General features: G+C 48.8%; 10 protein-coding genes. 9 read left to right on the forward strand and 1 reads right to left on the reverse strand.

The window, feature by feature from the left end:
- From ICT70_RS08745 to nth, 8 genes are all read left to right on the forward strand, one after another.
- Positions 1–455, forward strand: a 455-nt coding sequence (locus ICT70_RS08745; RefSeq protein ID WP_475597952.1) for a DNA replication/repair protein RecF, incomplete at its 5' end; no start/stop codon positions are given.
- On the forward strand, positions 452–2,842 hold the full coding sequence (gene gyrB / locus ICT70_RS08750; RefSeq protein WP_191155644.1) for a DNA topoisomerase (ATP-hydrolyzing) subunit B: 2,391 nt from the start codon (positions 452–454) through the stop codon (positions 2,840–2,842). The genes ICT70_RS08745 and gyrB, both read left to right, overlap by 4 nt.
- 42 nt (positions 2,843–2,884) lie before the next feature.
- Positions 2,885–5,407: a DNA gyrase subunit A gene (gene gyrA, locus ICT70_RS08755; RefSeq protein ID WP_191155646.1), complete on the forward strand. Its 2,523-nt coding sequence runs from the start codon at positions 2,885–2,887 to the stop codon at positions 5,405–5,407.
- A 40-nt stretch (positions 5,408–5,447) separates the two neighbouring features.
- Positions 5,448–6,218 carry a tetratricopeptide repeat protein gene (locus ICT70_RS08760; RefSeq protein ID WP_191155648.1) on the forward strand — a complete coding sequence of 257 codons (771 nt, stop codon included), beginning with the start codon at positions 5,448–5,450 and terminating at the stop codon, positions 6,216–6,218.
- Positions 6,215–7,222, forward strand: a complete 1,008-nt coding sequence (locus ICT70_RS08765; protein ID WP_191155650.1) for an NAD(P)H-dependent glycerol-3-phosphate dehydrogenase — start codon at positions 6,215–6,217, stop codon at positions 7,220–7,222. The genes ICT70_RS08760 and ICT70_RS08765 overlap by 4 nt, the downstream gene beginning before the upstream one ends.
- 33 nt (positions 7,223–7,255) lie before the next feature.
- Positions 7,256–7,825, forward strand: coding sequence for a peptidylprolyl isomerase (locus ICT70_RS08770; protein WP_191155652.1), 570 nt, complete (start codon positions 7,256–7,258; stop codon positions 7,823–7,825).
- A 65-nt stretch (positions 7,826–7,890) separates the two neighbouring features.
- Positions 7,891–8,634 carry an endonuclease/exonuclease/phosphatase family protein gene (locus tag ICT70_RS08775; protein ID WP_191155654.1) on the forward strand — a complete coding sequence of 248 codons (744 nt, stop codon included), beginning with the start codon at positions 7,891–7,893 and terminating at the stop codon, positions 8,632–8,634.
- A gap of 45 nt (positions 8,635–8,679) precedes the next feature.
- Positions 8,680–9,321 (forward strand): endonuclease III, encoded by a 642-nt coding sequence (gene nth / locus ICT70_RS08780; protein ID WP_191155656.1) that lies wholly within the window; start codon positions 8,680–8,682, stop codon positions 9,319–9,321.
- Positions 9,322–9,434: 113 nt separating this feature from the next.
- Here the strand turns inward: nth and ICT70_RS08785 are convergent, their stop codons facing one another.
- Positions 9,435–9,635 carry a cold-shock protein gene (locus tag ICT70_RS08785; RefSeq protein ID WP_191155658.1) on the reverse strand — a complete coding sequence of 67 codons (201 nt, stop codon included), beginning with the start codon at positions 9,633–9,635 and terminating at the stop codon, positions 9,435–9,437.
- Between the two features lie 260 nt (positions 9,636–9,895).
- Here ICT70_RS08785 and acnA point away from each other — a divergent pair, with 260 nt between their 5' ends.
- Complete coding sequence (gene acnA, locus ICT70_RS08790) at positions 9,896–12,553, forward strand: aconitate hydratase AcnA (RefSeq protein ID WP_191155660.1); 2,658 nt, start codon at positions 9,896–9,898, stop codon at positions 12,551–12,553.
- The last annotated feature ends 37 nt before the right edge of the window (positions 12,554–12,590 follow it).

Raw genomic sequence — 12,590 nt, forward strand, 5'->3', positions numbered from 1 at the left:
TTGAAGGTGAAAATTATCAAATAAATTATAAGAAAACTGATATATCAAATTATAAAAATAAACTGAGAACAGATTTTGAAAAAATCGAACATAAAGAAAAAAAGTTAGGTTATACACTTTTAGGTCAACACACTGATTCGATTTCTTTTCTAATTAATAATTTAGATTTAGATAGTATTGGATCAGAAGGACAAAAGAAATCTTTTTTACTTTTTTTCAAATTTGCTCAGATTTTAAATTCAAAAATTAAATCTGACTTTAAACCCGTTTTGTTAATTGATGATCTGAATAGCGAAATAGATAATAAAAGACAAATTATTTTGATTAATAATTTACTTTCTCATTGTGATCAATCGTTTATTACTTCTTTAAAAATTCCTTTTTTTTATAAAGAAAATGACAAAATTTTTTATGTTAATAATGGGAATATTTTTGAAAATAAGGAAAAATTATGACAGAAGAATCAAACTATAGTGGTGATAGTATTCAAGTTCTTGAGGGACTCGAGGCTGTCCGTAAAAGACCTGCAATGTACATTGGTTCAACATCGACACAAGGTTTACATCATCTTGTATATGAAGTTATTGATAATTCTATTGATGAAAGTTTAGCTGGTTACTGTGACGAGATTTTAGTAAATATCCATGAAGATAATTCAATCACAGTTGAGGATAATGGTCGCGGTATACCGGTAGAGATCATCGAAAAATATCAGAAGTCTGCTGCTGAAGTTGTAATGACGATATTACATGCAGGTGGAAAGTTTGATGACAAGGGTGAAGGCGCGTATAAAGTGTCGGGTGGTCTCCATGGTGTCGGGGTATCTGTTGTTAACGCTTTATCAAGTCATCTGGAACTTGAAATAAGACGCGCTGGAAAAATATATCGTCAGCGATACAACAAAGGAGTACCTGAAGCACCATTAGAAGAATATGGTTCGACGATCAAAAGAGGAACAAAAATTACCTTTTGGCCTGATTCTGCCGTTTTTGAAACAGTCAACTTTAATTTTGAAACACTCTCTCAGCGTTTTAGAGAAATGGCTTTTTTAAATGCTGGAGTGCGCATCAAAATTACTGATGAACGTTCTGATAAATTTTACGAATTTATGTATGAGGGTGGTATACGCTCCTTTGTTGAATATTTAAACAGAGCTAAAAGCCCACTTCATCCTGCTCCTATCTATTTTCATGGAAAAAAAGAGAACGCTGAAATTGAAATAGCTATCCAGTACAACGATGGCTTTGATGAAAAAGTATTTTCTTTTGCAAATAATATCAATACCCACGAGGGAGGAACACATTTAAGCGGTTTCAAGGCGGCATTGACCCGTACCATGAATACCTATGCCACCGCAAATAACCTGTTGAAAAATGTCAAAATTGCCATTTCCGGAGATGATTTGAGAGAAGGTATAGCTGCTGTTATCTCTATTAAAATTCCGGATCCTCAATTTGAGGGACAAACCAAAACAAAACTCGGAAACTCTGAGATAAAAGGTCATGTTGAAGCCTTGATGAACGATCAGCTTGCAATGTTCCTCGAAGAAAATCCGCAAGTTGCTAAAAAAATACTGGAAAAAGGAATAGAAGCGGCGCGAGCACGGGAAGCAGCCCGTAAAGCGCGTGACTTGACCCGTAGAAAAGGGGCCTTGGAAGGACTTTCTTTACCTGGAAAACTCGCGGACTGCCAGGAAAAGGATCCGGCATTGTGTGAAATTTATCTGGTAGAGGGTGATTCTGCGGGTGGCAGTGCTAAGCAGGGGCGAGACCGGCGTTATCAGGCAATATTACCGCTTAAAGGAAAAATATTAAATGTAGAAAAAGCGCGCTTTGATAAACTCCTGACCTCCAACGAAATAAAAACCCTTATTACCGCCATGGGTGCAGGTATCGGCAAGGATGATTTCAATATTGCTAAACTCCGCTATCACCGGATCATCATTATGACTGACGCTGATGTCGATGGCTCGCATATTCGGACCTTGTTGTTAACCTTCTTTTTCAGACAGATGCCTGAAATTATCGAACGAGGACATCTATATATCGCGCAACCACCGCTGTATAAAGTAAAGCGTGGTAAAAAAGAATTATATCTAAAAGATGATGATACTCTTCTTGATTATCTGCTGGATACCGGGACAGAGGGTGTTGCCCTGGAGATGGATAATGGCCGGAAGATTGTTCGTGGTAAGCAGATAATCCCCATGTTGCGCTATATCATCGATTATAATATGCATTTTGATAAAATTGTTAACCGGGGTATTCCAGCGCAGATTCTCAGTATTTTTTTACGCGGAAAAATCCGCAACGGCTTTGCCGATCAACCCACTCTTGAACCCCTGGTGGAACAATTACGACAGATTGAGCCGATGGCCCGTTTCGATTTAATGGACGATCCTGACCGCATTATCGTGCGACTGGGTAATTTACATGCACGGATAGATCGACAAACCGTTGAGATACTTTCAACCCATGAATATAAACTACTGACCCAGGCGTATCGCCAGGTAGAAGATATCTGTGCAGACCACCCCGTGGTCATATCTGTTGAAGGAAAGCAGGAACAGGAGGTCAATAATCGTCAGGATCTTCTTGATGCTATTCTTAGCAGGGCTAAAAAGGGACAGTATATTCAGCGCTACAAAGGTCTTGGTGAAATGAATCCGGATCAGTTGTGGGAAACCACCATGAATGCTGAAAAAAGGATTTTACTGCAGGTGGCCATTGAGGATGCGGTCAGAGCCGATGAAATATTTACCGTACTGATGGGTGACCAGGTCGAGCCACGGCGGGAATTTATCGAAATGAATGCTCTTAACGTCGTTAATCTCGATGTTTAATAACTGATAAAAAAAACTTCTGCAGGAAGTTTGGAGGAATAGATGATTTCGGAACAGAATAAAATATCGGTAAATATCGTCGACGAGATGCGTAAATCCTACATGGATTACGCTATGAGCGTCATTGTCGGCCGGGCCCTGCCGGATGTTCGTGATGGGCTTAAGCCGGTTCATCGCCGCATTCTTTTTGCTATGCACGATCTTGGCAATGAACATAACAAACCTTACAAAAAATCAGCAAGGGTCGTTGGTGATGTCATCGGTAAATATCACCCCCATGGTGACAGCGCGGTCTACGACTCGATTGTCAGGATGGCTCAGCATTTTTCCATGCGTCACCCGCTGGTAGATGGTCAGGGAAACTTCGGTTCGGTTGATGGGGATTCTCCGGCGGCCATGCGTTATACCGAAATTCGTATGGATAAAATGGCCCAGGAACTGCTGGCCGATATCGACAAAGAGACCGTTGATTTTGGTCCTAATTATGACGAATCCCTGGTGGAACCTCTGGTGTTACCCTGTAAATTTCCCAATTTGCTGGTCAACGGATCAGAGGGGATAGCGGTGGGAATGGCAACCAAGATCCCACCGCACAATCTCGGTGAGGTGATCGACGGCCTGATTGCGATCATTGATGATCCGCGTTTAGGCGTAGAAGAGTTGATGGATACCATTCATGGTCCGGATTTTCCCACGGCTGGATTTATTAATGGCAAAGAGGGCATCCGCGAGGCGTACAAGACTGGTCGCGGCATTGTTCAAATGCGCTCACGGGCCATGGTAGAAGTTGATCGACGCAGTGGGCGCGAAGCCATTGTGGTGACGGAAATTCCCTACCAGGTCAATAAGGCGCGGCTGATAGAAAAAATCGCAGAGTTGGTGAAAAACAAGAAAATTGAGGGCATCTCTGATCTGCGGGATGAGTCCGACCGGGATGGCATGCGGATTGTCATCGAGTTGAAAAAAGACATGGTTGCCGGGGTTGTGCTCAACCAGTTGTATAAGATGACGGCGATGCAGTCTTCTTTTGGCATCATTATGCTGGCGATCGTAAAAGGGCAACCCAAAATTTTGACGTTACGCGAAGTTCTCGATAATTTTATCGATCATCGCCGTGAAATTGTTACCCGACGCTGTATTTTTGAGCTGAAAAAAGCGGAGGCCCGTGCGCATATTTTGCAGGGGTTGAAAATCGCCCTTGATCATCTTGATGAAGTGATTAATCTCATCAAAACCAGTGCCAACTCGCCGGAAGCCAAAGCCCGCTTAATGGAGCGTTTCGCTTTTACTGATATCCAGGCCCAAGCGATTCTGGATATGCGCCTGCATCGCTTAACCGGCCTCGAAAGGGAAAAGATTCTTGAAGAACTGGCACAGGTTCTGGCACAGATTGAGCGGCTTAAAGAGATCCTCGCCAGTGAGGTTGAAATTCTTGCCATTATCAAGCAGGAATTGATTGACGTTAAAGAAAAGTTTGCCAACCCCAGACGCACCGAAATCATTGATCGTACCGCTGACCTGACCTTGGAGGATATGATTGTTGAAGAGGATATGGTGGTAACCGTGACCCACAGTGGTTATATCAAGCGCAATGCGGTTTCTCTCTATCGGGCGCAACGACGCGGCGGCAAGGGTCGCAGTGGCATGCGCACCAAGGATGAAGATTTTGTTGAAAATCTTTTTATTGCCTCAACCCATTCCTACATCCTGATCTTTACCAATCTGGGTAAACTGTACTGGCTGAAGGTGCATGAAGTGCCACAGGGGGGGATGGCTTCGCGTGGTAAAGCGATTGTCAATCTGCTCGATCTAGCGCCGGATGAAAAGGTGACAACGATTCTGCCGGTGAAAAAGTTTGAGGAAGGGCGCTACATCGTTACGGCCACTGCCCGCGGTATCATCAAGAAAACCGATCTGATGGCTTATTCAAACCCTCGCAGTGGCGGTATTATCGCCCTGACGATTGACGAGGGGGATAGCCTGATTGAAGCACGTCTGACTGACGGCAACCGTGACCTTCTGCTGGCCAGCAGTAACGGCAAGTCGATTCGCTTTCCGGAAACCAATATCCGCTCCATGGGACGGACAGCACGCGGGGTGCGCGGAATTACCCTTGATCCCGATGATGAAGTTGTCGGTCTGCAATCGGTAACTGACAGCACCGCCATGGCGCTGGTAACAATAACTGAGCATGGCTATGGCAAGCGTACCGATATCGCCGAATATCGCGTCCAGAGTCGTGGTGGCAAAGGGATTATTACCATCAAAACCAGTCAGCGCAATGGCCGGGTTGTAGCCATCAGGATGGTCGACGAAGATTCCGATCTGATGTTCATTACCAACCGTGGCAAAATGTTGCGGACCAAGGTGCGTAATATCCGCGCCATAGGACGCAACACCCAAGGGGTACGGATGATGGTTCTTGAAGCGGATGAATTCATCGTTTCTGTAGCCATGCTGGCGGAAAAGGATTCAGTTGATGAGTCTGGAGAGATTGAAGAAACAATTGAAGCAGGACTTGAAACAGAACCAGAAGCCCCAGCAGGCGACGAAGAACAGGAGTAGCCTGCTAAAATATGGAATCGTCATTCTGGTTTTGCTAGCGATGGTAGTTTTTGGTTACCCCAAGTGGCAAGAATACCGCTCTGCTGAGCCACAACGTTTTTTAACCCAGGCGATAAAGCTGGAGAGTCTGGGGCGTACCTCCGAAGCCCTGGACAGCTATCAACAGATTATTGCTCGTTTTCCCAAAGAACTTGCAGCTTCTGAGGCTCTTTATCGGGTGGCGCGACTTTGGCACTTTGATCTGCAGGATCCACAGCAGGCGCTGCTTACATACCTCCAGTTGGAGCGTGATTATCCGGACAACAATTACATTCAGCAGGTAGGTGAAGCTGCCGCGCGGATTGTAAAAATTGATCTGGGTGATGATATCCAGGCCATTGGCTATTACCAGCGCCTGCTTGACAGTGATCAGGGTCAATCCGATCAATATCTGTATGAGATTGCTGACAGCTACTTTCGTCTGCAAAACTATCCCCAGTCCCGGATTGAGTTGGAGAACCTGTTGTCAGCTTATCCGGATAGCCCCTTGATCCCTGAGGTTCTGCATCGCAAAGCCACAATTCTGATACTTGAAAACCGCACTGAAGAAGCGAATCAGGATTGGCAGCAGCTGGTTGATGATTATCCAGATAGCAGATATGCTGCTCGGGCTCGCTTTAATATGGCTGTCCTGCTGGAAGAGAGGGGTGAGTTGGAGTTGGCTCTGGAAATATACCGCAACCTGGAGGATTATCCACAGCCACTGCTGCTGGAACAGAAAATCAATCATTTAACCAGGCGCATCCACAACAGAAACGAGGGGTTGGAATGAATACCAGAATAGCGGTCGTTGGTGCAGGTAGCTGGGGAACAACACTTGCCAATCTGCTGGCACAAAAGGATCTGGCTGTTACCCTGTGGTGTTTTGAAAAAGACCTGGCACAGCGGATGCGCACAAGCAGGATTAATGATCTTTACCTTCCGGGTATTCCCCTTGCAACAAACCTGCAGATAACAGATGACCTTGTGGCTGCGGTGGCGGATGCTGCTTTTGTCGTCTACGTAACGCCTTCACAGGTGACCCGCCAGGTGCTACGCCAGTCGCTGCCGGCTCTGCTGTCAGATGCGGTTATTGTTTCCGCTTCGAAGGGTATAGAGAATGACAGTTTGCAGTTGCTCTCCCAGGTATTTGACAATGAGCTTCCCCCAGGATTGAAGCGTCGGGTGGTTTTTCTTTCCGGGCCGTCCTTTGCTCGTGAAGTCAGTCAGCACATGCCGACCGCGGTGGTTGCCGCCGGTTACGAACCTGCAATGGCTGAGGCGGTGCAATTGCTCTTCAGTACGCCGGTTTTTCGGGTCTATACCCACGATGATATTGTCGGGGTTGAGCTGGGAGGTGCGATGAAAAACGTCATTGCTCTGGCGGCCGGGGTCGCCGACGGTTTGGGCTTTGGCTATAATACGCGCGCCGCGCTGATTACTCGTGGCCTGGCAGAGATGACACGGATGGGGGTCAAGCTTGGCGCGGATCGGGAAACCTTTGCCGGTCTGGCCGGTATGGGGGATCTGGTTCTGACCTGTACCGGCGATTTATCGCGCAATCGCAGCGTTGGTATGGAACTCGGCAAGGGGCGTCCCCTCGAGGAAATCCTGGCAGGCATGAACATGGTCGCAGAGGGGGTTAAAACCACCCTGTCGGCCTACCAGTTGGCACAAAAACTGGGAGTGGATGTTCCTATCATCGAACAAACCTATCATATTCTGTATCAGAACAAGGATCCGCGTCAGGCGGTAACCGATCTGATGATGCGCGATCTTAAAGCGGAAAAATTATAAGCTTATCCGCGACCGACACAAAAAGGAGTAACGATGAGGATTCTGATAATTTTACTGTTGCTGATCTGGTGGGGGACGGGAACCCTGATAGCCGCTACCCTGGTGGAGATGAAAACCAGTCATGGAACGATTCAGGTTGAACTTTACCCGGAAAAAGCCCCTGTAACAGTAGAAAACTTTCTTGCTTACGTTGATCGGGGATTTTACGATGGAACAATTTTTCACCGCATTATCAGCGGTTTTATGATTCAGGGTGGTGGCTTTGACAAAAATGATCGCAGAAAAGAAACTGCTGCTCCGATTGTTAACGAAGCTGATAATGGTCTGAAAAACCACACCGGCAGTCTGGCGATGGCCCGCACCAACCAGGTCAATAGTGCCACCAGCCAGTTTTTTATCAATCTGACCGATAACGATTTTCTTAACCATCGCGGAAGATCTCCCAATGCTTTTGGCTACGCGGTTTTTGGCCAGGTCATAGGTGGGATGGAGGTGGTAGAAACAATTGCCAGACAAAGGACATACAAGCGTAACAACCTCTTCCAGGATTATCCTGAACAGCAGATAGTTATTGAAAGTATTCGCAGAATTGATACATTGTAGCATCGTCGGCTATTTTTTTTAGACCTCGTCCGGCCGATATCGGTGACCCAGAGAAAGGTGGATAAATGGCACGATTCCGGGTCATGAGCTACGATCTGAACCATCAACGCAGTCGGTCGGGCGAATTGTGTGCGCAACTCTGTGGCCAGATGATACGGCAGCAGGGAGTTGACCTGGTACTGCTGCAACGGGTGGGATCGCCACAGGGTGAAACGTCCCTGCAGCGCCTGGCTGAGCGGGTTGGGTTAGCGGCTTATGGATCCGATAGTGAAGGCAGTTGCGCTTATTTATCACGTTATCCCCTGCACAATCTGCAAACCACACCTCTAGGCCATGACGACGTTTGTGTCCGGGCCGACTTTGATACCGCCTCTGAGCGCGTCCATCTGCTTAATCTGACCCTGAACTGGCACCCTAGCAAGCGTCTCAAGCAGGTGGCGAGGCTGCTTGGTGAAGAGCTGCTGGGCGGCCGCAGTTTCCCTTGTGCAACAATTATTGGTGGCGATTTCGGTCTTCCCCTGTGGGGTTGTGGACAAGTCGCATTTAATCCACAGATTGTGCGGGCAAAGCACCCATTGTGGCGCGCAAATTATCCGGCAAAGTTCCCCCTCTGGGGGCGGGAACGCATCTATTTTCAAGGCCCCGTCACTGCCATAAGCGGCAGGATTATTACCAGCAAAGAGGCAAAAAGCACGTTAATTCAGCTGCCTCTGGTTGTTGATGTGGAAACCTGTGATACCCGCAAAGCCCTGCGCATCACAGAACAGGTCCGCCTCAACGCGAAACACCCCAAGCCTGTCTGTGGATAAGTTGATGAAATGTGGACAAGTTGTTTTAGGTGAAAAAGACAGGGTATGAAGAACCGCGAAAAGGCCTTGAGACTGCTTAAATCCCTTGAGTTGATTTACCCTGATGCCCATTGCGCATTGAACTATCGTTCAGCCTGGGAGCTTCTGGTTGCTACCATACTCTCGGCCCAGTGTACCGATGTGCGGGTCAATCAGGTGACGGTTGAGCTATTCAGGGCGTATCCTGATCCTGATCGTTTGGCGGTAGCATCACAAGAACATGTTGAAGCGCTGATTCGTTCTACCGGTTTTTTTCGAAACAAGGCCAAAAACCTGATCAGCTGTGCATCCCAGGTGCTTACGAGGCATCGGGGGGAGGTACCGCAGACCCTGGAAGAGTTGGTAGCTCTGGACGGGGTTGGGCGTAAAACTGCCAATGTTGTTCTGGGTAATGCTTTTAACGTACCGGGCATGGTGGTCGATACCCACGTTAAGCGCCTGGCGCGCCGTTTTGGCTGGACCCGTTCGGATCATCCCGATCAGATCGAAAAGGATCTGTGCCGTCTGTTGCCGCCTGCTGAATGGACTCAGTGCGCTCATACCTTGATCTGGCATGGACGTGCCTGTTGCAAGGCTCCTGTTCCTTACTGCAGTCGCTGCGCAATTGTTGCCCTCTGCCCGCGTAAAGGGGTAGCGCGATCGCATTGAGCAATGGCTAAGCATGCTAAAGAAAAGCCCCGCAATGATTTGCGGGGCTTTCCGGTCTACCCTCAGAGGCGTTCATAACTACACAGTGATAGCTGTAGAAAACAGTTAAAAACTTAGATTTTTACGACGTTTGCTGATTGTGGGCCTTTTTCTCCCTGGATGACGTCAAAGCTGACACGATCTCCCTCAGCCAGGGACTTGAAACCCTCCGACTGGATAGCAGAAAAATGGACGAAGACATCAGGACCGTTGTCCTGCTCGATAAATCCAAAACCTTTAGAATCGTTGAACCATTTTACAGTACCTTCTGCCATGCTTTTACTCCTTATACATTTTGTCGAGGGTAACCGATTACTACAAATTGCTTCTAGCACAAGAAACGGTGAAAAACAACGTTATTTTACATCGAAAGCGGGGTTGACTGTCAATTTTTCTCGTTTTTACTGCTTAATGATGGTTATTCCAGGAAAATATAAATGGTTTGAGATAAATGTTATGGGGCGGAGTTGGCAAATTAACCAAACAGAGGGTAGACTGAAATAATCATCAACATAACACCACAAGGAGGTCGCCGATGCTCGGCAATTCATTTGCAAGTGAAAAAAAACTGACGGTCAATGGTGTCGACTATCGCTATCATAGTCTGAAAGCTGCATCAGGTTCGGGACTAGGTGATCTTGATCGGCTCCCTTTCACGATCAAGATCCTGCTTGAAAACCTGCTGCGTAAAGAAGATGGTCAACTGGTTAAAGGTAGCGATATCGAAGCTGTTGCTAAATGGGGTACGAGCACGGCACCGGCCGGCGAAATTGCCTTCAGCCCGGCGCGGGTGCTGATGCAGGACTTTACCGGTGTGCCGGCCATTGTCGATCTGGCGGCGATGCGCGATGCCGTGGCGAAGCTTGGCGGGAATCCGGCAGCAATCAATCCCCAGATTCCCGTCGATCTGGTCATTGATCACTCGGTCATGGTTGATCATTTCGGCAGTTCCGATGCCTACAAGGCTAATGTCGATCGTGAAATGGAGCGCAATTTTGAGCGTTATGCGTTTTTGCGCTGGGGGCAGAAGGCATTCAACAATTTCCGCGTGGTACCACCAGGTACCGGGATCTGTCATCAGGTCAATCTCGAGTATCTGGCCCAGGGCGTGTGGAGCGAACAAACAGACAGCGAGACCTGGGTTTATCCCGACACCCTGGTAGGTACCGACAGCCATACCACCATGATCAATGGTCTCGGCGTGCTGGGTTGGGGGGTCGGCGGCATTGAAGCCGAAGCGGCGATGCTGGGCCAACCCATCTCCATGCTGATCCCCGAGGTGGTGGGTTTTCGTCTGACCGGCAGTTTGCCCGAGGGGGTTACCGCCACCGATCTGGTCCTGACCGTGACCCAGATGCTGCGCCAGCACGGGGTGGTAGGCAAGTTTGTCGAATTCTTTGGCGCCGGTCTGGCGCAACTGCCTTTGGCGGATCGCGCCACCATCGCTAATATGGCGCCGGAATATGGAGCAACCTGCGGATTCTTCCCCATTGACGAGATAACCCTCAATTACCTGGCGTTGACCGGACGCAGTGTGCAGACCATCGATTTGGTCGAGGCTTACTGCAAGGAGCAGGGTCTATGGCGTAGCGATGATCAGGTGGAACCGGTTTATAGTGCTGTGCTCGAGCTTGATTTAGGCACGGTCAGACCCAGCCTGGCCGGTCCTAAACGTCCCCAGGATCGGGTTTTGCTTAATCAGATGCGGACGGCAACCGAGGCAGTGTTGCCGGAGAACAACCGCGACCAGGCCGTTCCCATTCCTGACAGCAAGGAACAACTGCACCACGGTGACGTGGTGATAGCGGCGATTACCTCCTGTACCAACACCTCCAATCCGGCAGTGATGATGGCCGCCGGTCTGGTGGCTAAAAAGGCCGTTGAAAAGGGACTGAACACCAGGTCCTGGGTTAAAACTTCCCTGGCACCCGGCTCCAAGGTGGTTACCAGTTACCTGGCCAAAGCCGGCCTGCAGGACTATCTCGATCAGCTTGGGTTTAACGTGGTCGGTTATGGCTGTACCACCTGTATCGGTAATTCCGGACCCTTAAGTGGGCCGATCGCTGAAGCCATCGATGCCGGTGATTTGACCGTCTGTTCGGTGTTGTCCGGCAACCGTAACTTTGAAGGGCGCATCCACGCCCAGACCAAAGCGAACTGGCTGGCATCACCACCTTTGGTGGTGGCTTTTGCCCTGGCCGGAACAACCCGCATTGACCTGGCGACCGAGCCGATCGGTAGCGATTCCGCGGGGCAACCGGTCTATCTCAAAGATATCTGGCCGAGTAACGCCGAGGTTGCCGAGATGGTGGCCCTGGTCAATGCGCAGATGTTCCTTAAGGAGTATGCCGCGGTTTTTGATGGCGATGAAAGCTGGCAGAACCTGCCGGTACCCGAAGGTTTGACCTATGCCTGGGATAAGGAATCAACCTATATCCGGCGCCCGATCTTTTTTGATTCCCTGGCAGTTGCACCTGGCTATCCGGGGATTAAAGACGCCAGACTGCTGGCTTTGCTCGGCGATACCATCACCACTGATCATATTTCCCCGGCTGGAGCGATCAAGGCGAGTAGTCCGGCAGGCAGCTATCTGCGTGAGCACGGGGTAGAAGAAAAGGATTTCAATTCCTACGGATCGCGCCGCGGCAATCCCGAACTGATGGTTCGAGGTACCTTTGCCAATATCCGCCTGCGCAACCGCATGATTCCGGGTAGTGAGGGGGGCGTTACCAGACACTACCCTTCCGGTGATGATCTGAGTATTTATGATGCATCGCAACGCTATATCGGTGACTCGGTCCCGCTGATCGTGGTGGCAGGCAAGGAGTACGGCACCGGCTCCAGTCGTGACTGGGCTGCTAAAGGGACTTTGATGCTTGGCATCAAAGCGATATTAACCCAAAGCTACGAGCGTATTCATCGTTCCAACCTGGTTGGTATGGGAGTATTACCGCTTCAGTTCACCGGTAAAGACAGTGCTGAACGTTTGGGGTTGGACGGTAGTGAAACCTTCAATCTGCCTGCCGGTCCAGTCCTGCAGGCAAAGCAGAAATTGCCGCTTGAGATTGTCCGTGCCAACGGCCAGCGCCAGACTATCGAGGTGCTATGCCGGATCGACACCGATCAGGAGGTGGCTTTCTTTCAGAGTGGCGGTATTCTCAACCATGTGCTGTTGGAACTGATGAAAAAGTAGCGACTTTCCAGGGCAGATCGATCATCACAGCGCCGGT

This window comes from Pelovirga terrestris (genome assembly GCF_014773365.1).
GTDB lineage: Bacteria > Desulfobacterota > Desulfuromonadia > Desulfuromonadales > Geopsychrobacteraceae > Pelovirga > Pelovirga terrestris.